This window comes from Filimonas effusa (assembly GCF_004118675.1).
GTDB classification, from domain to species: domain Bacteria; phylum Bacteroidota; class Bacteroidia; order Chitinophagales; family Chitinophagaceae; genus Filimonas; species Filimonas effusa.
Map to the genome: position 1 here is coordinate 211,919 of NZ_SDHZ01000001.1, position 25,562 is coordinate 237,480.

The 25,562-nt window shown below is 46.8% G+C and carries 14 protein-coding genes; 5 read left to right on the plus strand and 9 right to left on the minus strand.

Annotated elements, in window-relative coordinates; all coding sequences use genetic code 11:
* Positions 1–10 precede the first annotated feature (10 nt).
* From ESB13_RS00865 to ESB13_RS00875, 3 genes are read left to right on the plus strand one after another with little or no spacing between them, the layout of a single operon-like run.
* On the plus strand, positions 11–1,552 hold the full coding sequence (locus ESB13_RS00865) for a RagB/SusD family nutrient uptake outer membrane protein (RefSeq protein WP_129001161.1): 1,542 nt from the start codon (positions 11–13) through the stop codon (positions 1,550–1,552).
* Between the two features lie 17 nt (positions 1,553–1,569).
* Positions 1,570–2,556, plus strand: a complete 987-nt coding sequence (locus ESB13_RS00870) for a SusF/SusE family outer membrane protein (protein WP_129001162.1) — start codon at positions 1,570–1,572, stop codon at positions 2,554–2,556.
* 7 nt (positions 2,557–2,563) lie between these two features.
* Entirely contained in the window at positions 2,564–4,450 is a 1,887-nt protein-coding gene (locus ESB13_RS00875) for a glycoside hydrolase family 13 protein (RefSeq protein WP_246022379.1), read from the plus strand.
* 108 nt (positions 4,451–4,558) lie between these two features.
* Here the strand turns inward: ESB13_RS00875 and ESB13_RS00880 are convergent, their stop codons facing one another.
* The 9 genes from ESB13_RS00880 to ESB13_RS00920 form a co-directional block, all read right to left on the minus strand.
* A complete protein-coding gene (locus ESB13_RS00880) occupies positions 4,559–7,339 on the minus strand; it encodes a M16 family metallopeptidase (RefSeq protein ID WP_129001163.1) in 2,781 nt (926 codons plus the stop codon).
* A gap of 32 nt (positions 7,340–7,371) precedes the next feature.
* Positions 7,372–8,694: a MutS-related protein gene (locus ESB13_RS00885; protein WP_129001164.1), complete on the minus strand. Its 1,323-nt coding sequence runs from the start codon at positions 8,692–8,694 to the stop codon at positions 7,372–7,374.
* Entirely contained in the window at positions 8,691–10,025 is a 1,335-nt protein-coding gene (locus ESB13_RS00890) for a MutS-related protein (protein WP_129001165.1), read from the minus strand. Before ESB13_RS00890 ends, ESB13_RS00885 begins: the two co-directional genes overlap by 4 nt.
* Before the next feature lie 35 nt (positions 10,026–10,060).
* Entirely contained in the window at positions 10,061–12,445 is a 2,385-nt protein-coding gene (locus ESB13_RS00895; protein ID WP_129001166.1) for a Gldg family protein, read from the minus strand.
* Positions 12,445–13,380: an ABC transporter ATP-binding protein gene (locus ESB13_RS00900; RefSeq protein WP_129001167.1), complete on the minus strand. Its 936-nt coding sequence runs from the start codon at positions 13,378–13,380 to the stop codon at positions 12,445–12,447. The genes ESB13_RS00895 and ESB13_RS00900 overlap by 1 nt, the downstream gene beginning before the upstream one ends.
* A 129-nt stretch (positions 13,381–13,509) precedes the next feature.
* On the minus strand, positions 13,510–14,964 hold the full coding sequence (locus ESB13_RS00905; protein ID WP_129001168.1) for a RagB/SusD family nutrient uptake outer membrane protein: 1,455 nt from the start codon (positions 14,962–14,964) through the stop codon (positions 13,510–13,512).
* A 19-nt stretch (positions 14,965–14,983) separates the two neighbouring features.
* Positions 14,984–18,541, minus strand: a complete 3,558-nt coding sequence (locus tag ESB13_RS00910) for a SusC/RagA family TonB-linked outer membrane protein (RefSeq protein WP_164974057.1) — start codon at positions 18,539–18,541, stop codon at positions 14,984–14,986.
* Positions 18,542–18,817: 276 nt separating this feature from the next.
* On the minus strand, positions 18,818–19,996 hold the full coding sequence (locus ESB13_RS00915) for a FecR family protein (protein WP_129001170.1): 1,179 nt from the start codon (positions 19,994–19,996) through the stop codon (positions 18,818–18,820).
* Positions 19,997–20,044: 48 nt separating this feature from the next.
* Positions 20,045–20,647, minus strand: a complete 603-nt coding sequence (locus tag ESB13_RS00920; protein WP_129001171.1) for an RNA polymerase sigma factor — start codon at positions 20,645–20,647, stop codon at positions 20,045–20,047.
* 140 nt (positions 20,648–20,787) lie between these two features.
* Here ESB13_RS00920 and ESB13_RS00925 point away from each other — a divergent pair, with 140 nt between their 5' ends.
* Both ESB13_RS00925 and ESB13_RS00930 read left to right on the plus strand, forming a co-directional pair.
* The gene (locus ESB13_RS00925; RefSeq protein WP_129001172.1) at positions 20,788–23,145 is read left to right on the plus strand and encodes a phosphocholine-specific phospholipase C; all 2,358 of its coding nucleotides are present in this window, start codon (positions 20,788–20,790) and stop codon (positions 23,143–23,145) included.
* Between the two features lie 60 nt (positions 23,146–23,205).
* On the plus strand, positions 23,206–25,356 hold the full coding sequence (locus ESB13_RS00930) for a S46 family peptidase (RefSeq protein ID WP_129001173.1): 2,151 nt from the start codon (positions 23,206–23,208) through the stop codon (positions 25,354–25,356).
* The last annotated feature ends 206 nt before the right edge of the window (positions 25,357–25,562 follow it).

Here is a 25,562-nt window from a genome sequence, read left to right on the forward strand (position 1 = left end):
CTTTGCTACAATGAAACTAACAATAAAGAAAACGATCATCCCTGCACTTATGGCAGCAATGGCATTGCAGGCCTGTACCAAACTGGATGAAAACGTTTACTCGAATTATACGGACGCAAACTTCCCAACCACCGCTGCGCAATATGCAGCGCTGACAGGCCCCGTATATGTGGCGGCCCAGAAGTTTTTCGATAATAATTTTTACGACCTGCAGGAAGCCGGTACCGATGAATTGATTGTGCCAACAAGAGGAGGCGACTGGTTCGATGGCGGTAAATGGCGCGATATGCATTATCATACCTGGACGCCTACGCACGATCTGGTGAAGAATGCATGGGACTGGGGCTTCAATGCTATCGGTACCTGTAATAAAATTTTAACCCAGCTGCAGAGCGCACCCGAAAGCGCCAATAAAAAACTCACCCTGGCGCAGATCCGCGCCATGAGAGCCTGGTATTACTATAACATGATGGATGCCTATGGCAATATTCCGCTCGTAACAACCTTCGATCAAAATGCAGCGGCTCCTGAACAAGCTACCCGGACTGCAGTCTATAATTTCATAGTAACGGAACTGGAAGAGATAAAAGGTTCACTGCCAGCCGACGTTACAGCTGTTACTTATGGTATGCCAACAAAATGGATGGCTTTTACCCTGCTGGCCAAATTATACCTGAATGCCGAAGTGTACGTAGGTACACCCCAATGGGATAAAGCCGTAGCAGCCTGTGATAGTGTGATCGCCGGCGGTAAATACACGTTGGAATCCGATTTTACGGCGCAGTTTAAACCCGATAACGGCCCGCAGAATAAAGAACCCATCTTCTCTATTCCGTTTGATGCTGTTAAAGCAAAGGGCAACCTCTTGTTTAATAAAACCTTGCATTACGGTCATCAGAAAACATTTAAGCTAACCACTGTGCCCTGGAACGGCTGGTGTGGTCAGCCTGCTTTTTATCATAAATATGAGGCGGCGGATAAACGTATCGGTACATGGTTGTCGGGACAGCAATACGATGCCAACGGAGCGCCTGTTGTTTATAACGGCGTGAACGTGGTATTGGATCCCGATTATTTTCCCGCATTCGATGTAGGTGGCGCAGATGATAAAGGACGCCTTGCCGGCGCCAGGAATAATAAATATTACGCCGATGCCAATGCCGTAAGCAATAATGCAAACAACGACTTCGTCGTATACAGGTATGCCGATGTATTGCTCATGAAAGCCGAAGCGGTATTAAGAGGCGCAGCCAATGCTACAAAAACAGAGGCGTTAGATGCTGTTAACCAGGTAAGGGACAGGGCCTTCAATAACGACGCTTCAAAACGTTTTACCGCTACTACCTTAACATTGGCTGCTTTGTACGATGAAAGGGGGAGAGAGCTATCATGGGAAATGAGCAGGAGAACAGATATGATCCGGTTTGGTAAATGGGAAGAGGCGCAGTTGTTCAAAACCGCTAACCCCGGTGAAGCCTATAGGCGAATATTTCCCATTCCGTCCACCGCTATTGCGTCTAACCCCAAGTTGCATCAGAACCCCAGTTACTAATCATTTAATTCTTTTTTATGTATAAGCATATAGGTAAGATCTTTTTCCTGGGCTTGCTGGCTGCCTTATGGCTTGCCGGTTGCAAAAAAGAAAGTTTTGAAAAGCCCGTAAATGCCGCGTTTACGCTGGAAGCTGTCAGTGATACCGTGTTCTGGGGAGCTAAGTTTAAACTGAGCATCATTAAAACACCGGACATCAGATCTTTGAATGTGTCCCTCGTTTCAGTTGATAATAGCAAGGAGGTGTTCAAAGACACGCTGACCGATACCACGGATAGCTACTTGTTATCTAAAGAAATAACCGTACCTGCAGACGGCTCCTGGGCTGGAAAGTACATTCTGAAATTAACAGCTTCGTCTGTGAACGGTAAAGCTGAAACCGACACTGTTTATTTTAAAAAGGGTGTTGCCAATTATTACCTGGTAGGTGGATCGTCCTCAGCAGGATGGGATCCGGTTGCCGGGATAAAATTTGCAGTCTTTACAAAAGATGCAAAGCCTTTTTACGACTACTATGGTTATCTTACCAACGCTGGCGATGGGCTTAAAATATTACCCGGCAACGTGAATTGGGATGGTGGATTTGGTATGAAACCCGGAACGCCCGGGGTGCTTACCAATGCAGCAGATGCTGCTAACATCCCGGTGAGTGCCGATGGGTTTTATCGTCTCAGGCTGGATATGACGGATCTTACGAAACCGGGTTATGTACTGGTGCCGTCAAACTGGGGCATCATTGGCGACGCCACTGCGGGCGGCTGGGATAACAGCACTGCTATGACGTTTGCACCCGGAAAAGGAAATTATCAATGGACGATCACAGCAACGCTTACTGCCGGTTCATTTAAGTTCAGGGAGAACAATGCCTGGGATGTAAATCTCGGCGTTGATGCCAATACTGCCTTGAAGTACGATGGCGACAATGTATCCGTTACCGCCGGAACTTATACCATAACGCTTAACCTGGCTCCGGCAGGATATACTTATTCTATTCAAAAAAAGTAATGTATAGATGAAGTCTTGTTTTATGAATGGCATTTCAATAACAATACAGCGGCAGGTGCTCACAGGCCTGCTGCTGTTTTCAGTAACCATAGGTATTGCACAGTCCCATGACACGATCGATCGTATAGAACCGGTATGCTGGTTTACAGGTATGAAAATGCATGCTATCCAGCTTATAGCACATGGCAAAGGATTATCAGCTTATACCCCCGCTATAGACTGGAAAGGGGTAACTGTAAAAGCTGTTCATAAAGTAGAGAACCCCGATTATCTGTTTATAGATCTGGATATAACTCCTGCTGCACCGGCAGGTGTATTCCCTATCGTATTTTCCCGGAAAGGAAAGCCCGACAGGAAATATAGTTATGAGTTGAAGCAAAGGAATAAAGGAGTAAAGGCGCAGGGGGTAACCAGTAAGGATTTTATTTACCTGCTGATGCCCGACCGCTTTTGCAATGGTGACACCAGCAACGATACAATAGCAGGTATGTTCGATAATGTCGTCGACAGGAATATGCTTTCTGCCCGCCACGGCGGCGACCTGCAAGGTGTAATGAACCGGTTGGATTACCTGCAGGATCTTGGCATAACGGCACTTTGGATGACTCCGGCGCTGGAGAACAATGAAGAAGCAACTTCTTATCATGGATACGCCAACACCGAAAGTTATCATATCGACAGGCGTTACGGCAGCAATGAATTATTTAAAGCGTTAACCGATTCACTTCATGCCAGGAATATGAAAATGGTAATGGATGTGGTGCCCAATCATTTCGGCGAAAAACACTGGACAGTAGTTGATTTGCCGATGAAAGACTGGGTGCATCAATGGCCTGTGTTTACGAGGTCAAGTTTCCGCGACCAGGTAGTGCCGGACCCTTATGCCGCTGCAGCCGATCGTAAACGAATGACCGATGGCTGGTTCGATAGCCATATGCCCGATATGAACCAAAGTAATCCCTATGTGCAGCGCTATATCATTCAAAGCCATATCTGGTGGATAGAATATGCCGGTATAGATGCTTTCAGGATAGATACCTATCCTTATAACGATTTATCATTCATGAGCAAATGGCGTAAAGCTATCCTTGACGAATATCCTGCTTTTAGTTGTTTTGGTGAAGCATGGGTGCAAAGTGTAGCCAATCAGGCTTACTTTACAGGAGGGAGCAAACTGGGGCAGCCCGTTGATACGCACCTGGAGGGTGTCACCGACTTCCAGTTCCAATATGCGATAAAAGACATCATGAGTGGTAGCACGGACAGTGCAGGAGACATAAACAGGTTGTACAACGTACTGGCTTCAGATTTTCTTTACAAAAACCCTTATGCCAATGTGCTGTTTCTCGACAACCACGACATGAGCCGTTATTTCTCAGTGATCAATGAAAATGTGGAAAGATATAAGGCCGCGTTGGCCGTATTGCTCACTACCCGCGGCATTCCGCAGCTTTATTATGGAGCCGAGGTGTTAATGAAAAACCTATCCAATCCGGATGGCCTGGTAAGAGAGGATTTTAAAGGTGGCTGGCCCGGTGATCAGGTGAATAAGTTTACTGCCGCAGGACGTACAGCCCACGAGAACGAAGTGTTCGATTATATCCGTGTACTTGCTAATTATCGGAAGAATAATAAGGTGCTGCAGGATGGCCGTCTAATGCAATACATACCTGGGGATGGTGCCTATGTTTATTTTAGGTATGATAATGCAAAAACGGTGATGATAGCGCTCAATAACAGCAGCAAAGAAATAAAACTGGATGGCGAACGATTCTCAGAACGTATTCGCGGATTTAGTTCGGCCGTAAATGTTGTGACAGGCTCAAGGATAAAGGAACTGAAAACTTTTTCGCTACCTGCCAACACAACGCTGGTGCTGGAATTGCTGCAATAGCGCTGAAATTTGTTGGCCCGTTTTGAGGCATGAAAATGCCCCCGGCAAAGTCTTTTGCTTTCGGGGGCATTTTCTTTTTTGGATACCCTTTATTTCTTTTGTTCCGGTCTAGTTCGTCTCTGGTAAAAGTACAATGCGAACATGGTTGCTGTTATTCAGGAACTGGTTGGCTGTGCGTTTGATGTTTTCAGGTGTTACTTCTTTCAGGCGTTCGTATAAATACTTGACGCCCACTTTTTCATTCCGTTGAGAAGCAACGGTAAGATAGGATAACCAGAACCCGTTTTCTTTTTCCGCTCTTTCCAGGCTTTTGTTCTCTCCCGCTAAATACTTTTCTACGGTTTCCTTATCTATGCCTTGCGTTTTAAGCTTTTCAATTTCCTTGTTGGTGCTTGCAATGAGTGCTTCTGCATTGTCAGGATGGCATATGAACCGGATGGAAAGATTGTATTCACCTGACGGTAGTTCCTGCGTTGCTGCATTGGCCTGAACGGTGTACACGCCACCTTCTTCCTCTCTCAGGCGTTCCATTAATTTCATATTTAATACACCAGCCAGTGCTTTTAACTGGATATTTGCGGAGGGGCTATATTCGAATTCACCAGGAAAAGATAAGAATACGCTGGCTTTGGCTTCTTTGCCACGCACTACTTTGCGGGAAATGATACCTGAAGGAGGCTTTACGCCGGGGTGCTGCACTTGTTCTCTTTTGTTACTTGAAGGCAGGGAGGCCAGGTAACGCAGCAACAATGGCTTGATGCCCTCTGCGTCGAAATTTCCTGCAAAAACAAATGTAAAGTCGCCTGCATTGCCGAAACGTTCCTTATAAATATCGAGTGCTTTTAATGGGTTTAACTTGTCCAGTTCTCTCTCGGGCATTTTCATTTTCCTGAAATAATGATTGGCCATCACAGCCATCACCGTATCCTGGAATACTTCCTGCGCAACCTTTCCGGCATTGGCATAGGCAAATCGTTGCTGCTCTGTAAATTGTTTGAAAACAGTAGTGTCGGCACGGGGGCTGGTGAAGTAAAGATAAACAAGCTGCAATGCCGTTTCCAGTTCTTCCTTCGACGCACTTCCCGATAGTCCTTCACTTTGATCGGTGATATAAGGTGATACCGAAACCATTCTGCCATTCAGTAGCTGTTGCAGCGATTGCCTGTTGAGCTGGCCTGCACCACTATTGGCTACCAACGATCCCGCGATTCGTCCTGTGAAATAGTCCTCATCCTTCACCAGCGACAGGCCACCCGGGCTCGACGCGTTGAATAGTATCTGGTCGTTATTGAAACGGGTTGGTTTTAAGATCACCTTTATGCCATTTTCCAGGATAAGGGTAGTGATGTTGTTTTCTTCATCTTTTGCCGTAGAACGTATAACTCCCGGAAAAGGCTGTGTATCCATAAGACGAAGGCCTGTTGTGTTTTTTTCAGTATAACCTGAAGTTCCGCTTGTGTTCAGCCATTCCATCATCTTTTGTTCAGTTGGCAGGTTTGCTTTCTCCTTCTCCTCTGCCTGTATAATGATATCCCTGTTCACTGCCGAAAAGTATTTCCGGTATAATTGGTTGGCCTCTCCGGTTTTTAGTGTGCCTAATATCGTATCGGTAAGTGCATATTCATAGGCGATGCCGGGGCTGGCAGTATGGTGAAGGAAAAGCTCCACGTATTCCTTTACATAGTTGTCTGAAGGTAGTTTGTCTTGCTCGTTGTAAAGCTGTGCAATACCTGCTTTATAAAGCACTGATGCTCTTTTTAGCTCTGTGTCTGAAAAGCCTGATTGGGCGGCTTGCTGTAATATTGCCCACCATGCTTTAACTCCTTTTTCAAATTCCCCGGGTTTTGTGTGTACCGTAGCGCCCAATGCATCTAAATTGGAGAGCATTTTCCCGATGGAATAACCTGCCTGTAAAAACGGTGCGTCAGCCTGTGTTGCTATTTCATTGAAGCGATGATTCATCATGATCGACACAATCGCCCGCACAACGTTTTCTCGGTAATCTGCTTTTGTTAACAGGGAGTAACCTGTATGTTTAATGGTCATCTGTACCGCAGTACCCGTTAACTCCGGATCTGTAACAATACGGAACTGGTTTTTCCCTGTAAGCGGTATGGTATATTGTACACGCACAGGAGCATTAACCGGCGTTTTAAGATCGGAGAATAAAGCCTTTATTTTTTTCTCTATCTCGTTTTCGTTGATGTCACCTACAACTATCAGTGCCTGCAGATCGGGACGGTACCAGTTGTGATAAAATTGCTTTATTTCGGAATGCCTGAAGCTGGTAAGCACGTTTTCTGTCCCTATAGGCATACGGGATGCATAACGCGACTGGTTGAAACTTATAGGCAGCAGGATGGTTTGTAAACGTTGTGAAGCGCTGATGCCTTGCCGCTTTTCCGAAAGTATGACGCCTCTTTCTTTGTCTATTTCGCTGTCGTCGAGCGTAATACTGCCTGCCCAGTCGCGCATGATCTGCATGGCATTATGCAACACCGCCGTATCATCGGAGGCTACAGGTAGCTGGAATACGGTTTCGTCAAAACTGGTATAGGCATTAAGGTCGGCGCCAAATCGTACGCCTGCTTTTTCAAGATAATTGACCAGGCTGTTTTTGGGGAAATGAAGCGTACCGTTGAATGCCATGTGTTCCAGGAAATGTGCCAACCCTTGTTGCTCATCTGTTTCCAGTATAGAGCCTACTTTGTTGACCAGGTAGAATAGGACCCTTTTTTCGGGTGTGGCATTCTTCCGGATATAATAGGTGAACCCATTGGATAGTTTGCCTGTCCTTATATTTTTATCGAGAGGTATTGTGTCGTTTAAGTCACGACCATAAGCCTGACCATGGCAAAGCAAGGCCAGTACCAGTAGTTTCCGGATCATTTGTTATTTTTTATAAATAGTGAAATAAGGCGCTACAAAGCGGTCTGCGACGGTTGCATATGGAGTAAGTCTATAATTTTTTCATTTTCTATAATAGTCATCCCGTGACGGTCGCTGGTAATACCCTCGGTAAGGGTATAAGTATAGCTGGGTACATTGCCGTTCATTATAGTGGGAAGTTTGGCAAACCGTATATTGAAACAAGACTGTTGTAATGCCTCACCCGCTTCTATAATATGAGTGGAGATGATGAAAAGGCAGTTCCTGTACCTGGAGAATGCTGCCGTAACGGCCAGGGTGGCATCATACGCGTCTTTTACATTGGTGCCTTTGAATAGCTCATCAAAAATGACAACCATATTCCTGCCTGCGGCAACTTCCTTTGCTACTTTTTTTACACGTAACACCTCCGCGTAAAAATGACTATAGCCCATGTCCAGGCTGTCGGGAACATTAATAGAGGTGTAGATGCCATCCCGCACAGAAAAACGCATATCGCCAGCCGCTACCGGGAAGCCCATATGTGCCAGGTATAGTGTAATACCAACAGATTTCATGAACGTGGATTTGCCGGCCATATTGGCGCCTGTAAGGAACAACAGGTTTTGTTTTGCGTCCATATGTAATACATTGGGCACTGCTGCAGGTAAGCCGGGATGGCGTAAGGCCGGGGCGCTGAATACCTGCTGTGACGCAGGCAGGGCTATCGCATAACTGAACTGATGCTTCCTTGCAATGGCGCCTACCGCAATATATACATCCAGTTCGTAAATCTTTTCCAATAATAACTCCATGTCTTGCTGCATGGTATTACGTAGCAGGTGATCATAGCCGGCGGCTTTCAGCAGTGTGAGATTATTTGCCTCGTCTCCTGTTGCTATACTGGATAGCCGAGGGTCGGAAAGTATGTTTTTTACTGCACTCAATTGAGGAATATCCAGCTTGTCGGTAAAGGCATACAGGGAATGCACTGCCCGTATAGTGGCCTGAAGGGCCTTTAGAAACTGGCTGTATTGCTCATCATGCACCAGCAAGGCCATGAGCTTTTTCCGGAGCAGGTTTGTTGTGCAACTGAGTATGTTACTGCCGGTGCTGTTGCTCAGGTAACTTTCCACCAGGTTGAATGCTTCCTGTTCCAAAGGAAACGGAACGGCATTTTCCTGGAAATAACGGAAAACAGAGCTACGCTCATTAATAGCTGCTGCGTTGCTCAGCGGGTGGTGAAACATTTCACGAAGCAGTCTTTCGCCGCCTGCTGTTTTAACCTGGTTGAAAAGCGTATAAATGGAGTGCTGGCGATATTTGCCCATCAATCCAAGGTCTTCCAGCGTTTGTTTGTCGGTTATAAAGCTCATGACAATTTCATTTGTTGTATGCCTTCTTCCAATATGTTCAGTATACCTTCATTATTGACGATGACCATGCCATGCCGGTCGTTGGTAATGCCTTCTTCAATGGTATAGGTGTACACTGGTATTGCTCCGTTCATTTTTGTAGGCAGGTAAATAAATTTAACGTTGTCGCAGGTTCGTTTTAAAATAGCTCCTGCTTCTATGATATGCGTAGATACTACAAACACACTGTTGCGATGCCGTGCAAATCCTTCAACGATAGCGATAGTTGCCTCGCATGCATCTTTTACATTGGTGCCACGGAATAATTCGTCGAATACAATAAAAAGGTTTTTGCCCGCTGCCAGCTCCTGCGCCATCTTTTTTACCCTTAAAACCTCTGCATAAAAATGACTGGCGCCTATGCCCAGGTTGTCGGGCAGGTTAATAGTAGTGTATATGCCGTCAGATACTGAGAATGTCATTCTTTCGGCGGCTACCGGGAATCCCATATGTGCCAGGTACATGGCTATACTAAACGACTTCATAAAAGTGGACTTCCCTGCCATATTTGCGCCGGTGAGGAAAATAAGATTGCTGCCGGAACCGATGCTTATGTTATTGCGGACAGCCTTGTTCACCTGCGGGTGGTAAATCCCTTCAATGCTTACGGTAAGCGGTTGCCGGGGAAGTGCCTTAGGTAATACGAATTCCCGTTCACGTGCAACCCGGGCCACAGCAATATATACATCCAGTTGATAGATATATTTTAATATTTTTTTTATCGTATCGTGATAACGAAAACGTAGGAGTACATCAAACCCGGCAACCGCTTCAAAGCTTAATTTTTGCTTGCAATTGAGAATGGGAGCCAACGCAGGTTCGCTGAGTAATAGCTGCATCGACTCCTTTTCTGTATCGTAATCAGGTACCGGAGGCAGGGATTGTAGAAAACGACGGCATGTTTTTAATACATCGGCCAGCGCATGAACGCCTTTGATAACCTGTTGCACGGCGGCTTCCGGTGCAAGCATATGGCCTAGCTTGCCGGCCAGTGAATGATGGGTCATTGATAACCTGGAACGCTCATCCCGGTTTGCCAGGTAAGCGTCAATAATCCCGAAGTCGCCCGGTGAAAACGGGAAGCCGGCGGCGGCATCTTTAAAATGCCGGATAATACCTGCACGCCGGTTAATGGCTTTGTCATCGGATAACGGATGGCGGAACAGCTCTTCGAGCAGCGCCGCGCCACCGCTTGTGACGCAGCGGTTGAACAAATAAAATATCGATTCCGCCCCGTGTCTGCCAAAGATATTCAGATCGTTCAGTGTTTGTTTATCAGTACTGAATAGCATATTGATAGATGATAGTATTATGCCTTAATGAACAGTTACTTTCTCTTACGGCGAATGAGCAGGATGGCTGCGAAAGCTACCAGTATACCAGGCAGTACCCACAGGTAAATGATCTTCAGATAACTCACCTCGTCGGTGGTAACTTTTACAGCCTTGTCGTTTGTTTCGGCGCGATAGCTGTCAATCGGAAACTCTCCATAGGAAAGCCAGCTGAATATGCCTGTTGAAAAGAAAAAGTTGGAATTGCTGAAAGAACCATTTCTCATAAAGTCTGCATCCCCGGTTATTATAATGCGCTGTTCCTTTCCATCTTTCTTCCTTGTTAGCGCGAGCGCGGCAGCAATAGGCCCTTTTATATCACCGTCTTCTGCTGAGAAGGATACGGGGCTGAATCTTTGTCTTGGGTCTGTAGGAATAGACCCGCCGGCTGTTGCTATGCCGTCGGCAGGCCTTATAGTATTGGCTGATTCTGCATTAAACGGCTTCTTCCGGTTCCAGGTTTGTTTAGGATTACTCAATAGCAATGGTTCAATGATAAAATCGCCTCCCTGCTTATAGGTTAAACCCGATACGCCGGGCATCTGCATCAGATCGGCCAGGCTATCTGTCCGCATCTTTTCAATATAGCCGGAAAAGGAGCCCGCTTTGGCAGTGAATAAAGGTTTTATCATGTCGGGAGCAAAGTCTTTATCAGACTCTATTAGTTTCCCTTCCATCTGTGCTACGCCAAGTTCATCAAGTAAAGGTTGCAACACTTCACGGCTCTCGGGTTCACAGGTGATAAGAAGGTTGCCCCCTTTGTTGATATACCGTATTATCCGCTCCAGTACAGCCGGCGTGAAGGCTAGCCTGGGATCGCCAATGACCAGTGTGTTAACACCATCCGGTACGTCACGACCTTCCAGGGAAACGGTGTCTACATCAAAGCCCTGGTTGATCAAAGCATACCGGAAGCCTTTGGCAGCGGCGATCTTATTGTACTCGCGTTCCGATTTTTTGAAAATATCTCTTTCCAGGTTGCCGGTAAGAAAGGCAATCCTCGGTAGTTTGGCCTGGAGCAATCGTTTGAATGCCGCTGCAACTTCCGTATCGCCTGGCCATACGAACTGGTCGTCGTAAATACGCAGGAAAGTACTTTTGTCTTTGTATTTCAGCTGCATTACAAAACGGTTTAATTCAGGTCTCAGGTCAATTATCTTACGGATCTCTTCCGGTGATAATACCTTTTTCATAGATACGCCATTGGGCTTCGTTACCTGGATGGCTATTTCTTTGAGTGTTTTCCCCGGGTAACTCCTTAAGGTACCCTGGTCGTCGATCGTACTGTCGTAATAATTGACTGCTTTATGTATGATAATATTGTGATGTTCTTTAAATCGCGTATATCGTTCCCATGTTGAAGCCACTATATTGTAAGCGTTATCAAAGCCCATCATGGAAGCACCGCCAATTACATTGTTATAAGTATATACTTCCAACGGTTCTTTGCCCAGCTCTTTAACGATTTTTTGAACATTGGGAGCTACCGTGTTTTTCTGGTTGATTGTAGCATCATAGTACCCAATCATTCCGGGTAAGGCACCTATATAACCTGCCACAATACCTGTGACGATAACAGCGCTATACCTGCCTATTTTAACAATAGCTGGTTTGGATTCCATGCCGGACTTTATTTTATAGATACTTAGTCCCAGGAACATATAAATGATGGCAAGGAAATAAACGGTGTCTTTGGTTGTGATAAGGCCATTCAGCATGTTTTCTGTCCGCCCCGACAGTGAAAGTAAATAGGTGATATCTCTCACGAAATCCATGCCCTGTCCAATAGTGCCTACATAATTCAGGAAAGCGATCATTACAAAAGTGCATACTGCCGCTACCAGTTGGTAAGTGGTGAGACACGACATGAATAGTCCAATAGCCGAATAGGCGCATAACAGCAGGTAAAACCCCAGCAGGCCGGCCATCAGCATGCCTTTGTCTGGTGCTTGTATCTGAAAAATACCCGTGGTAATGAAAATACCAACGATAGCCAGCAGGAACAAACTATACAGCATCATTGCGAGATATTTGCCCAGTATAATTTCCCGTACTTTGATGGGGGAGGAGTATAACAGCCGGATGGTGCCGCTGGAAGTTTCACGGCTTATCAGCCCCATGGTAAGAAGTGGAATATACAGGTACAGGTTATTCATGATGCTTTTGAATAAGCCTCCTTTGCCGGTGAATACACGAGACATAAGCTCTTTAATGAAATGGAGCCTGAAGCCGCCCATTTCCTGCTGTGAAGCTATGTTTTGAATTAAACCGAAATAAACTGTACCGCTCTGCACTAAAAATACAACCAGTACAAACCAGGCAATAGGCGAATAGAATAAGATGCGCAATTCTGTCCGCGCAACGCTTAATGTTGTTTTCATTAATGATGAGATTGAGGATTTTGACTGGATAATTGTTTGAATATTTCGTCGAGCGCACTTTTGTCGAGACTTATCTCCCTTAATCGCCAGCCTTTTTGAATACTAATGGCCACTACTTTCTCCGTGATATCCTGGTCCCCGTTGAAATGAACGCGAACCTGTCTTTCTGTTAGGAATGCTACCTTGGTAACGCCTGGTATTGCTGCCAGTTCGGCGGCAGATGGCGGGTTTTCCAGGTGTATCAGCATACTATGGGGTTCTACATAGTTGTTGAAAGCGTCCATGGTATCGGAGAACACGATCCGCCCGTTTTCTATCATTTTAATTTCCTTGCAAAGGATCTGTACTTCCGGTAATATATGCGACGAAAAGATGACGGCCCTGTCGGTGGCAATTTCTTTGATAAGCGATCTCACTTCAATGATCTGGTTGGGATCGAGACCATTGGTAGGCTCGTCAAGTACTACCAGTGCGGGGCGGTGAACAATAGCCTGTGCAATTCCCACACGCTGGCGATAGCCCCCTGATAGATTACTGATCAAACGGTTACTGAAATGATCGATACCACAGCGTTCTTTGGCTTCTTTAACTGCGGGTTTCAGCTTTTCTTTCGGCACCTGGCGCAAGCCGGCGCAATAACGCAGGTACTCGTCTACCGTGAGGTCCATATACAGGGGTGGCGTTTGTGGAAGAAAACCTATCTGCTGCTTAGCCAGTTCGGGCTGCTCACGAAGGTTGATGCCGTTGATAAAAACATTGCCTTCGGTTTGATTGAGTGCGCCGCAGAGAATATTCATGGTCGTTGATTTGCCTGCGCCATTGGAACCCAGCAAGCCCACAATTCCCGTATTGCCAATCTCCATGTTGATATCACGGATGGCCCAGGCGCTGCTGTATTTGTGCGACAAATGTTCAAGTTTTACAATACTCTTCATTTTATGGATATATCTGTTTAATAACTGTCGGTTAATATAGACATGGCAATAACAGGCAGGTGTATAACACCTGCTGTAAGCAGCTTGCTTAGGTGGCTTTAACCTGCCTGTTACCGGTAAATAGTTTGCCTAGGGGTTATTTACAATGTCGGGGTTCGCATCTGTGACATTCCTTGGGATTTTTAAAACAAGACGTTCAGGAAGTTTTAGCTGGTAGGTAGCGGTGGTGCCATCTGCATTGTACATGGTATGAGTATAGCTTTCTCCTGCAAACAGCGGATCGGCTGCAAGCCGGCGCATATCGAACCAGCGGTAACCTTCCATTGCAAATTCGCGGGTACGCTCATCTACGATGAATTTGATGAGGGCAGCCTGGTTGCCGGCTACGGGCGCAGGCACTGTTGCGTCCGCAACAGGCATCCTGTTTTTACGAAGTGTTTCCACAGCCGTAACTGCTCCACTCAAATCATTCAGCCTTGCCTTGCATTCTGCCTGTAATAAGTATAATTCCGGTAGCTGTAAGCCGTACCGGGAATAGCTTACACCATACTTACGCAGCCTGCCGTTGACGTTGACTGTAAAATCAGGGTTCCTGTTTGTATAAAATAATAACCGGAAGTCGCCGGGGCTGTATAATGCCGCAGCCCTGGCGCTGAGTACCAGCCCGTAGCTGCTGATCTTGTTATAAAATCCGCTGTTGAAAACTTTTGATAATACGGCTTCTTTAAGATTGTTCATGTCCTGCCCCGGTGAGTTGGGGCCCGACATGTTGTTGATGGGCATAAAGGAGCCATTGGGCGCAAGCGTTTCATTGTAGTTGTATAGTATGGTTTGCCCGTTGGCTGTTACATCTTCCAGGGCTGCATTCAGCAAAGGGAGCGCGTCGTTATACCTGCCCATGAACAGGTATACTTTGCCAAGTATTCCTTCTACCGCAGGCCTGGACATGCGTGTTACAAAGGGTTGTATCCTGGGGATAGCAGCAAGCGCTTCTGTAAGATCTTTTATGATCATATCATAGGTTTGCTGTAATGTGCCTCTTGGGAATGAACTTTGGTTTACATCGGGCTGCGTAGTGTACCAGAAGCCGGGATCAGATGAGGCGGTTGAAGCATTATACGGCTTGCAATAGTAGTTGGCCATGTTGAAATGTGTCCAGGCACGGGTAGCCAGTGCTTCGGCACGTATTGCTTTCTTTTGCGCTTCTGTTCCTTCCGTGGAATTCATCACTTCATTAATGATCTTATTAAGGGTGTACACTCGTGTCGAGTGATCCTGCAGCGCTCCCGCTACCTGGTCGGGAGTGGCGTAAATAGTATCCTTCCATTGGAATAAAGGGACCCGGAATATATCCCTGTTGATAAAATACTGCGTTTCTGCTGCAACGTCGTCACCCATCAGCATAGGCTCCTGCCAGCCGCCATCATAGTTGTTCAGGTAAAAGGCCGGATCATTCATCAGTTTACTGTAATCGTCGGTTGTTTTAGCAACCAGGTTGCCCAGCGGCACTACCTCCAGCCAGCTTTTTTTACATGAAGAAAACAGGAACAGTATGAATAAGGAAGAAAGAATGAAATTCTTCATTGTTGTAAATTTTAGATAACTAAAATGTAAGATTTATACCCAGGCTATAATTGTGAGCAGGTAAGCCTGTTGACCTGTCAGGATCTATACCCTTGTTATTCTTTGCCCACAGCAGGAAATTGGTGGCTTGCCCGTATATGCGCAGACTTTGTATCTGCAGCCGCCTGAGCAGCACCGAAGGCAGGTCGTAGCCTAATGTGATATCTCTTATTTTCAGGAAAGAAGCGCTGATCACAGTTACATCTCCTTTTGTATAATAGTCGATGTTTCTCCGTGAGTAACTTACGCCCTCATTGGCTACAAAAGAAGGGATGTCGGTAGTTGCCTCATCTCCCGGATGTTTCCATCTTTTTGTGAAATAAACAGAATAGTTCGAGTTGGTGAAACTGGGATTGGATGCCAGTCGTCCTGTATAAAAACTGTTCAAGACATTGCGCATTACACCACCCAGGCTGTAAACCGTATTAATGGTCATGGATATACCTTTGTAGGAAAGCGTATTGGTTAACCCTCCGCTATAAGGAGCCCGGCTTGTGCCCATATAATAAACATCATCGATCGTTGCTACAGATGGATTTTTGCTTACTGTTTTGTCTGCCAGCTCTATCTGCGGATCTCCCATGTCGTCCAGCCCGGCGTAACGGTAGGCAAATACCGGCGACATACTGTAGCCGGCAGCATAACTGCCCGATATCCTGAAACTGGCGGTGTTCATGAATGCCGCTGCTTTCGTATACGATACCAGTTTGTTTTTATTATATGCCAACGTTAATGAAGTACTCCAATTGAAGTCTTTGGTTCTTATATTCTGACTGGTCAGCGAAACTTCGATGCCTTTATTCACCATTTTGCCAATGTTGCCTGTTACGGTGGAAACGCCTGTTAATGGGTTTGACGGGCTGGTTCCTATAAGATCGGTAGTCACTTTATGATAATAATTGATACCACCGGAAAGCCGCCTGTTAAGAATAGAAAAGTCCAGTCCCAGGTTTATAGTTGCTGAATTCTCCCATACCAGCTTGTTGTTGGCAACCTGGCTTACGGTGTAAGCGTCACCTGCGGCCAATGGCGTTCGGTCCGAAGGTACAATAGCTCTTAGTACATCGTACTGATACGATCCGGCGGCATAGGGTGAATTTCCTGTAATACCATAGGTGGCTCTTATACCAAGGTCATCCACCCATTTAACAGCTTTCATAAAGTTTTCCCTGCTTATCTGCCATTTGGTACCCACGCTCCATACCGGTTTGTTTTGTGTACTTACATCACTGCCGAACATATTGCTGTGATCTCTCCTCCAACTGCCGTCAATGCTGTATTTGTGATCAATGGTATAATTGGCTATCACGGAATAGGAATTGAACCGGCTGTAAGTCTCCATCAGGCTGTAAGGGTTGCCCCAATAATAGCCATAGCCGGGAACGGTACCTGGTATCCCGTTTCTCATATTTATGATGTCGAGTGTGGCATAGGTACCCAGTGCTTCATTATATCCTTCCACCATATTGCTGGTACGCATGCCATAGGTTTCGTCTGCTGCCTGACCTGCCTGTACCGACAAATGATCACGTCCGTGGCGCAGGTTGGTTTCGAACACCAGTTGGTTACGGATGGTATAATTGCGCTGGTCATTGGTGCCGGTCATATAGGCGCCCCCAGTAGTTGGGTAATAATAAGTAGGTAAGCCGCCGGTAGCAGAAGGTACTGTAAGGTCAACTATGGTTTTGCGTAGTGCCAGTGCTTTATTGTCTGTATAGTTTTTGGTAGTGCCCGGTGCTTTCACATAGCCGTAGGTGCCCATGAAGCTTAGACCTTTTAAGAGTTTAACCGTAACATTGGCAGTAACATTCATATGCAGGTTATTCCTGCTTGAATGTGCCAGGTTTAATTCGTCGAGCGGGTAATAATCCAGATTGATAAGGCTCCTGTTTTGATAATCCAGCCGCAAGGAGTCGTTATACCTGTCTACCAGGTAATTGACAGGCAGGCTTTTCCCGGAGGCATCCTTAAACAACTGGTATGGAATAAAGTCGTTGCTGATTGTGATAGCGTTTTTACCGCTGTTCACCCTGTTGATGAGCGAGGTGCTGACAGATACCTTGACCTTGTTGCCTGCGTTTATATCCTGGCGGAAATTGAGTTTGTAGGACTGGTTTTTCTCGCCGGGTATATTCGACTGTTCACCTGTATAAGCCAGTGAGCCATAAAATGAATAAACATCGTTTCCGCCTGAAGCAGAGATGGTATGGTTGGTAGTGAAAGCGGGCCGGAACCAGAGATCTTTTATCTGGCCAAGATTGTCAATAGAAGCCAGGCTGTCCAGGCGCCTGTTGGCCTCCTCCTTGCTGATGATGCCACGATATTCATCATATAATACCTGGTCGTGCGGTGCTACTACCGAATACGTCATGGCAGGCCATGGATTGGTTTCAGGATCAAAAACTTCCCTGGCAGCCTGAATGTATTCACGGCTATTCATAGTTCTCTGGTAATTGAAGTCTGGCTTGCCGCTGTAATTGATAAAGCCATTATAACTTACCGTCAGCCGCTGGTTCTTTGATCCCGACCGGGTGGTGATCACGATCACGCCGTTGGCGGCCCTGGAGCCCCAGATGGCTGCTGCCGCTGCATCTTTCAGTACGGTGATATCTTCAATATCGTCAGGGTTAACAGAGCTGAAATCCGATACCGGGATGCCATTTACTACATACAATGGTTCAGAGGAAAGGCTAACAGTGGAAACACCCCTGACCAGGCTTTTCCTGGTAGATACGGCATTGTTATAATTGATACTATACGCCGACATGCCGCTGTTGCCAGGGGCAACCTGTAATCCGGCTACCTGTCCTTCCAGGCGTGCTACAATATCCATGGTTGATACACGGGCTCTCACTATTTGCATGTCCGGCTTTTCAAATGCTCCGGAAGCTCTTTCTTTGTTCAATACCTGGTAGCCTGTATTTACCTGTATTGCTATTTCATTCAAAACGGCTACTTTGTTCCTGGCTACGACAGTGATGAAATTTTGTCCGCTGATTTCCATTTCCACTGGTTCTATATTCACTGCACTGATCAATAGAATTGCATTGGGATCTGCACCCGGTAAAACAAATTCGCCATTATCATTTGTTACGGTAGCCCTGGATATAATAGAGCCTGTTTTCGATCTTACCCTTACTAATGCGCCTGATACAGGTCTGCCAGATGCATCTGTTAGCCTGCCCCGGATATCTCCGGGAGGTGTAGCTGCCTCCGGTGGCAGCAGGCTTAAAGCAGGCGCCGCCGTTTTTTTATAAATAATGATAACATTCTTTTTGATAGTATAGGCCAGGCCTTTGGGGGTAAGACATTGGTCCAGTACTTCGGTAATGGATGTTTCCTTTACATTCAGATTCATACGCCCGGCCTTTTCAACCAGCGCATTGTCTATCATAAATTCATAACCTGTTTGTTTTTTGATGATCTCACACACCTGCTTCAGGCTGAGATCTTTTCCCGAAACCGTCACCCGTTGCGCAAGGGTCCTGGCAGAGAGATGAAGTGAAAAAACAAACATGAAAAAAGCAGTTAGTTTCATGATGCGTATTATTTGTTTTACACATCGGGCTTTCTCAGGCCCGTCAATAAGCAGTAGCATTGGCTTCCGCCCGGGTAAGGCATGGCCAGGTACAAGTAAATTCATACTTTTGTACAGTTTTGGATTTTTACGATAATTGATTTTCGAACGAAGTTGATCCATCGGTAATCCAGATCTTCCGGGCGCTGAGTACGAGTCAGTGCCCTTTTTTATACAGGATGCCGGCCGAAATTTGTCTAGCTTTTCATCATATGCAATTGTATTGGTATTGGTGAATTATCTCGTTCCGGGTATTACAACTATTCTTTTTTCTTCCACTTTAAAATGAACTGCGTGTGTTGCTTCAAGTACTTCCAACAGGTCGCCAACATCACTCTTGCGTGAAACAACACCATCAAAATAGACTTCAGGCACAGCCGACTGGTAAACGATAGCTACATCATACCAGCGGGCAACCTGGCGCAGTATCGATGACAGGCTGCCATGATTAAACCTGAACTCGCCGTTTTTCCAGGCCAGTACTTCCTCCAGATCTGGTGTAGATACCTGCAGGTTTGCGGTTCCGTTTGTTAAAGATGCTTGTTCTTTGGGCTTCAGTAATTTTTGTGCTCCGGCAGCTTTTACAAGCACCTTTCCTTCGACAAGGGTAGCTGCAATTTTACCTTCATCTTTATAAGCCATGATATTAAAGGCGGTACCTAATACCTGTACATCGAGGTTACCCGTTTTTACAATAAATGCAGCGCTTTTGGGGGCCACTTCAAAATAGGCTTCCCCATCCAGCTCTACGCTGCGTTCTTTGCCTGAAAAGGATGCCGGGTATTTGAGCGAAGAAGCGCTGTTTAACCAAACATTGGTGCCGTCTGGCAGTAATACGCTGAACTTGCCGCCGCGTGGTACTTTAAGTGTGTTATAGGCTACCGCAGATGTGTTGCTGTTACCTGCCTGGTATTGCAGCCTTCCGCCGGAAAGATTAATGATCTGTATGCCGCCATCATTGGTGAGCTTGCCGTTGCCGGCAGTATCCAATAGAATGGTGCGTCCGTCGGAGAGCGTAAGGGTTGCCTTGTCTGAAGCCGGTTTTATTTTAGCCATAGCTCCCGGTTGTAACGGTACTGGCTTGTGCTGCCGCAAAATAAATACGCCGGCGCCCGCTATCAGAAGTAAGACCGCCGCTGCCCACCAGCGCAACATAGGAATGCGTGGAGCAACCTTGCCGGCATCTTTTGGGTCTTCCCCGCGGCTGATGCAAACCTGTTGCAGTATTGCACGGATCCGTGTATCGGGTATATCGGCCTTTGGCTCCGGACCTTCATAGAGCTCATCGAACATCAACCGGAGATCATTGTCATGATGCCCTGTTTTTATAAGGGCTTCCAGCTCCCTCCAATCCTGCACTTTGCCCTCGTTGGCGAGGAATTGCCGCAGCAAAATATGAAATCTGGTTTCGGTCATATATACTTAGACGTATGAAGAAATTGCAGGTATTAGTGCCGGTAAAAATTATTTTTCCAGCACCTGCAGCAATAACTGTATTACGGGTACTGTTACCAAAGCATCCGGGTAATAACTGCTTAAATAAGTACGGATAGATTGCAGGGCTGCGGACATGTGTACCTTTACCGTATGTTTGGAAATAGACAGTTCGGCTGCAATTTCTTCCTGTGAAAGCCCTTTGATCCGGGCAAGCTCATATACTGCCCGTTGCCGTTCAGGTAACGATTCAATGGCCCTTGCCAGCAGTTGGGTAGATTCATTGTCCCTTACTTTGAAATCTGCATCGTTAACCGGCGCAGCCGCAGCGGATACTTTTTTATAGGCTTCTTCAAAATCCATTTTCCGTACCTGGTCAATCACCAGGTTGCGGGTCATGGCATTGATATAACTGTTCAGGTATTGGATGGGCTGTAACGCTTTTCGTTTCTGCCAAAGGCGTAAAAATACTTCCTGTACAATTTCTTCTGCTGCTTCGGGGTTTTTTAGAAATAATAAGGCTGTGCCGTACACTCTTTTACGGTATTTGTCGAATAGTACCGCAAAGGCATACTCGCTGTCGCGGGAGAGTAATTGCAACAATTCTTTTTCTTCAGGAACATGTTCAGGCATCAGGTAAACAGTCAGTTCTATCTCCTAAAGATAAGCAGTTTGCTGGTTATGCCCTTAAGTGCTTAACGAAAGCTTATTCAATGACGCGGCAGTAATGCCGGCAATCTGTTGTATGTTTAAGTACAATCAACAGACGAGCAATGGATACATCCAGAAGAGACTTTCTCAGGAAGGCGGCGTTGTTATCAGGCGCAGCCGGGCTTTCAGGTATTTTGCCCGAATCTATTCAAAAAGCGCTTGCTATAACGCCCCCAAAAAACAGTACTTATCTCGATGCGGAACATATCGTTTTCCTGATGCAGGAAAACCGCTCCTTCGATCATTGTTTTGGCAGCCTCCGCGGCGTGCGTGGCTTCGATGATCCAAGGGCTATCAGTTTGCCCAGCCAATATCCTGTCTGGCTGCAAACAAATAAAGAAGGGCAGACCTTTGCGCCCTGGCGCCTGAACATGAAAGAATCCAAAGCCACCTGGATGAGCGGCTTGCCACATTCCTGGGAAGACCAGGTAGATGCGCTGAATAATGGCAAGCACGATCAGTGGCTCAATGTCAAGCGGTCCGGCAATAAAGCTTATGCCGCCATGCCACTTACATTAGGTTATTACAACAGGCAGGATATTCCCTTTTACTATGCCATGGCCGACGCGTTTACGGTATGCGACCAGTATTTCTGTTCAGCACTTACCGGTACCACGCCCAACAGGCTCTTTTTCTGGACGGGGAAACTAAGAGAAAACGAAAATGATCAGGCCCGCGTAAGGAATGGGGAAGTAGACTATAATAAGAAACTGAAATGGACAACGTTTCCCGAACGCCTGGAACAGGCAGGTATCTCCTGGAGGATCTATCAGAACGAACTAAGCCTGCCTTCCGGTTTTAAAGGCGAGCAGGATTCCTGGCTCAGCAACTTTACCGATAACCCGTTAGAGTGGTTCCAGCAGTACAAGGTAGAGAAAAAAAACCAGGACCTTTCAGGCATTGAAAAGAACCTGCACGAAAAAGCCTTTACCACAAACAAGAATGATCCCAACTATAGAGAATTAACCAGTATGCAGTATAACGACGGCGATACTGTTCATTCCCTCCAGGTACCCAAAGGCGATATCCTGCACCAGTTCAGGCAGGATGTGACAGATAACAAGCTTCCCACCGTATCCTGGCTTGTGGCGCCTGAAAAGTTTTCAGACCATCCAGGTGCACCATGGTATGGCGCCTGGTATGTATCCGAAGTGCTCGATATTTTAACACAAAACCCCGAGGTATGGAAGAAAACCATCTTCATCGTAAACTATGATGAAAACGATGGCATCTTCGATCATGTGCCGCCATTTACCGCGCCGCAGCCGGGCAATCCTGCTACAGGTTTTGTTTCTAAAGGCATTGATGCCGCTATCGAGTACGTGTCGCTTGATAGTGAGTTGAAATATAATACCTCAAGACATGCCCGTCAAAGTCCGGTAGGGCTGGGGTTCAGGGTGCCTATGATCATAGCTTCACCCTGGAGCCGCGGCGGATGGGTAAACTCCCAGGTTTTTGACCATACCTCCTGCCTGCAGTTCCTGGAGCATTTTCTGGCACATAAGGGGTTTGCGGTAACGGAAGATAATATCAGCAGCTGGCGCAGGGCGGTTTGTGGCGATCTTAGTTCGGTCTTCCGGCCCTATAAAGGCGAAAAGATCCACCTGCCGGAGTTTCTGCCCAAAGAAGAACTGCTGCAAACGATCCACCAGGCGCAGTTTCGCGATATTCCCGGCGGCTTTCATGCCTTTACGCCGGAAGAAATAAATGCGGTGCAGCAATCCGGCATTCGTTCCGGCCTCCTGCCACGGCAGGAAAAAGGTGCCAGGCCATCCTGTGCCTTGCCTTACGAATTGTATGCCGATGCGCAGTATACTGCCGCTTCCGGCACTGTTGCCATTCGCCTGGAGGCTGCCAATACTGTCTTTGGATCGAAGAGCGCAGGCGCTCCCTTCCTGGTATATGCGCCGGGAAACTATAAAACAGACGACGGCAGTTCGTTCGAAACTGCCCGCAACTGGTCTTTTGCCGTAAAAGCCGGTGAAGCCATTACCCCGCAATGGCCCCTGGCTGCCTTTGAACTGGGACGTTATCATTTAAGCGTTTATGGCCCCAATGGCTTCTACCGCGCATACAGGGGCGATGCCGGCGATCCTTCCCTGGAATGCTCCGGCTCCTACGACCTTCATGGCAATAATGCAGGTGATATAATGGTTTTACTGCATAATACCGCCGATATACCCTATACCATACACCTTAAACAGTACGCCTATGCCGGGAAGCGGTTTTCCAGGCAGTTGCAGCCCGGTGAATCACATACGGTACGCATTGCTTCGCATAAAACCGCCGGCTGGTACGACTTTGCCATTGTGGCCGATGGTTTCCCATTCTTCGAAAAACGCTTTGCCGGAAGGGTCGAAACAGGCCGCCCTTCCACCAGTGACCCGCTGATAGGAGGGGAACCCGACGGCCGGCAATAGCGTTTTGGTGCTTCCCGTGCAGAAAATGCTGTACGTTTGCGCCACAAAATGATTAACGATATGAAGAAATTCCTGGTAACGGTTGCCTTGATCCTGGCTATAGGCCGTTCCTATGCCGATGAAGGTATGTGGCTGCCGCACCTCCTGGGCCAGCAGGTGTATAACGACATGGTGAAGAGAGGCCTCAAACTCTCTAAAGAACAACTGTATAGCATCAATAAATCATCCATCAAAGATGCTATCATCATCTTCGGCGGCGGCTGTACCGGTGAAATTGTGAGTAAAGAAGGGCTCATCTTTACCAACCACCACTGCGGTTATGGCGCTATTGCTGCTGCCAGTACCGTTGAACATAACTACCTGCAGAACGGCTTCTACGCCCGTTCCAAAAACGAAGAGATCCCTGCCGCAGGCTTATCGGTTCAGTTCCTGTTAAAGATCGAAGACGTTACCAAAGAAGTGGAAGACCAACTGAAAGGCCTCTCCGGCGATGCACGTCTTCAAAAGCAAACGGAAGTGCTCAATGCAGTGAATGCCCGCCTTGCCGATCCTTCAAAAAGCATAGAGGCACGTACCTATAGCATGTTCAAAGGCAACCAGTTCATTGCCTACATCTATCAGCGTTTTAAAGACGTTCGCCTGGTAGGTAATCCGCCTGAAAGCATTGGCAAATATGGTGGCGATACCGATAACTGGGAATGGCCCCGTCATACCGGCGACTTCTCTATCTTCCGCGTTTACACTGCTCCCGGGGGCGCTCCTGCCGACTATAGCGTGAACAACGTGCCCATGACGCCTAAATATTCCCTCCCTGTTTCTATCAAGGGACTGAATGATGGCGACTACTCCATGATCTATGGTTATCCCGGCGGCACCAACAGGTACGAAACCTCTTATGGTGTTAAACTGTCTACCGATATCAATAACCCCTCACTGGTTGCGCTGCGCGACGTACGCCTGAAAGCCATGTTCGAGGATATGAAAAAAGATCCTGCCATTAAACTGAAGCTGGCATCCAGCTATGCAAGTATCGCCAACTACTGGAAGTTCTTCGACGGCGAAACCAAACAACTGCTGAAGCACGACGTGTTTGGTCAGAAACAAAAAGCCGAAGCTGCTTTTACAGCCTGGGCACAGGGTAAACCTGAGTTTCAGAATGTATTCGCAGACTATGCCAGGATCTATGATAAATGGCGTCCTTACGCCAAACAAAGGCAATACCTGACCGAAGGTATTCTGGGCTCTCCGCTGGCAAATACGGCTTCTGCTTTTGCGCAGTTCGAAATGGCTTTGAACAATCCCAACGTCGACAAACAAAAGGTGACAGATGCTGCTCAAAAAGCAAGAACTGCTTTCCTGGATGCTGAGAACCAAAACAGCGACCGTAAGATCCTGGCGGCAACGCTCATGATGTATTATCATGATATCGATAAGGCACAACATCCCGCCGGCTTCTTCGAAGACCTGCAAACCCGTTATGGAAGTCTTGATGAAGAACAGACCTACAAAAAATACGCGGCTTATGTGTTCGATAATACCTTCCTGCTCGATGACGCGAAATGGAAAGCATTTATAGCCAACCCTACAGCTGCCGCTTTACAGGCCGATCCGGCTTACCAGTACGCTGCTACTTTCGTTAGAAACTACTCTGCAAAATATCAGCCCTTATACGCCAGCTTCATGAACCAGAACAATGAACTGGGCCGCCTTTACCTGAAAGGTGTAATGGAAATGGAAAAAGCTAAAGTCCGTTATCCCGATGCAAACTTCAGCATGCGTGTAAGCTACGGTAATGTAAAATCGTACACGCCGCGCGACGCCCTGTTCTGTGATTACGTTTGTACCATGAACGGCGTGCTGGAGAAATATGTTCCCGGCGATTACGAATTCAACCTGCCTGCCAACCTGCTGGAACTGGCGCGTAAAAAAGACTATGGCCAGTATATCGACAAGAAAAGGAACGACCTGGTAGTATGTTTCATCACTACCAACGATATCACCGGCGGTAACTCCGGTTCTCCTGTGATCAACGGAAAAGGAGAACTCATTGGCCTGGCTTTCGATGGCAACTACGAAGCCCTCAGCCACAAAATGGCTTTCGACAAAGACCTCAACCGCACTATTTGCGTCGACGTTCGTTATGTGTTATGGTGTATCGATAAACTCGGTGGCGCTACCAATATCATCAACGAGTTGAATTTAGTGAAGTAATAAAAGTTGTGTCCGGTAATACCGGGTATAAAGTATGCTTACAGGGCTGATCAGCAATGGTCGGCCCTGTTGCTGCTTCATTGCCTTATCGCGATATGGGCATTGTAACACCTGTTACCTGGCAGGTAGGGTAATTAATACCAACATTGTAATCCTCGCGCCTTGCAGGTGTGGAGATATGGGTATTGTAGCCCTTGTTATCTCGC

Coding starts and splice junctions, on each gene's coding strand:
- ESB13_RS00920 (WP_129001171.1), bottom strand. CDS start 20,647: ATGCCTGAACATGTTCCTGAAGAAAAAGAATTGTTGCAATTACTCTCC.
- ESB13_RS00875 (WP_246022379.1), top strand. CDS start 2,564: ATGAAGTCTTGTTTTATGAATGGCATTTCAATAACAATACAGCGGCAG.
- ESB13_RS00925 (WP_129001172.1), top strand. CDS start 20,788: ATGGATACATCCAGAAGAGACTTTCTCAGGAAGGCGGCGTTGTTATCA.
- ESB13_RS00900 (WP_129001167.1), bottom strand. CDS start 13,380: ATGAAGAGTATTGTAAAACTTGAACATTTGTCGCACAAATACAGCAGC.
- ESB13_RS00895 (WP_129001166.1), bottom strand. CDS start 12,445: ATGAAAACAACATTAAGCGTTGCGCGGACAGAATTGCGCATCTTATTC.
- ESB13_RS00865 (WP_129001161.1), top strand. CDS start 11: ATGAAACTAACAATAAAGAAAACGATCATCCCTGCACTTATGGCAGCA.
- ESB13_RS00870 (WP_129001162.1), top strand. CDS start 1,570: ATGTATAAGCATATAGGTAAGATCTTTTTCCTGGGCTTGCTGGCTGCC.
- ESB13_RS00885 (WP_129001164.1), bottom strand. CDS start 8,694: ATGAGCTTTATAACCGACAAACAAACGCTGGAAGACCTTGGATTGATG.
- ESB13_RS00930 (WP_129001173.1), top strand. CDS start 23,206: ATGAAGAAATTCCTGGTAACGGTTGCCTTGATCCTGGCTATAGGCCGT.
- ESB13_RS00905 (WP_129001168.1), bottom strand. CDS start 14,964: ATGAAGAATTTCATTCTTTCTTCCTTATTCATACTGTTCCTGTTTTCT.
- ESB13_RS00910 (WP_164974057.1), bottom strand. CDS start 18,541: ATGAAACTAACTGCTTTTTTCATGTTTGTTTTTTCACTTCATCTCTCT.
- ESB13_RS00890 (WP_129001165.1), bottom strand. CDS start 10,025: ATGCTATTCAGTACTGATAAACAAACACTGAACGATCTGAATATCTTT.
- ESB13_RS00915 (WP_129001170.1), bottom strand. CDS start 19,996: ATGACCGAAACCAGATTTCATATTTTGCTGCGGCAATTCCTCGCCAAC.
- ESB13_RS00880 (WP_129001163.1), bottom strand. CDS start 7,339: ATGATCCGGAAACTACTGGTACTGGCCTTGCTTTGCCATGGTCAGGCT.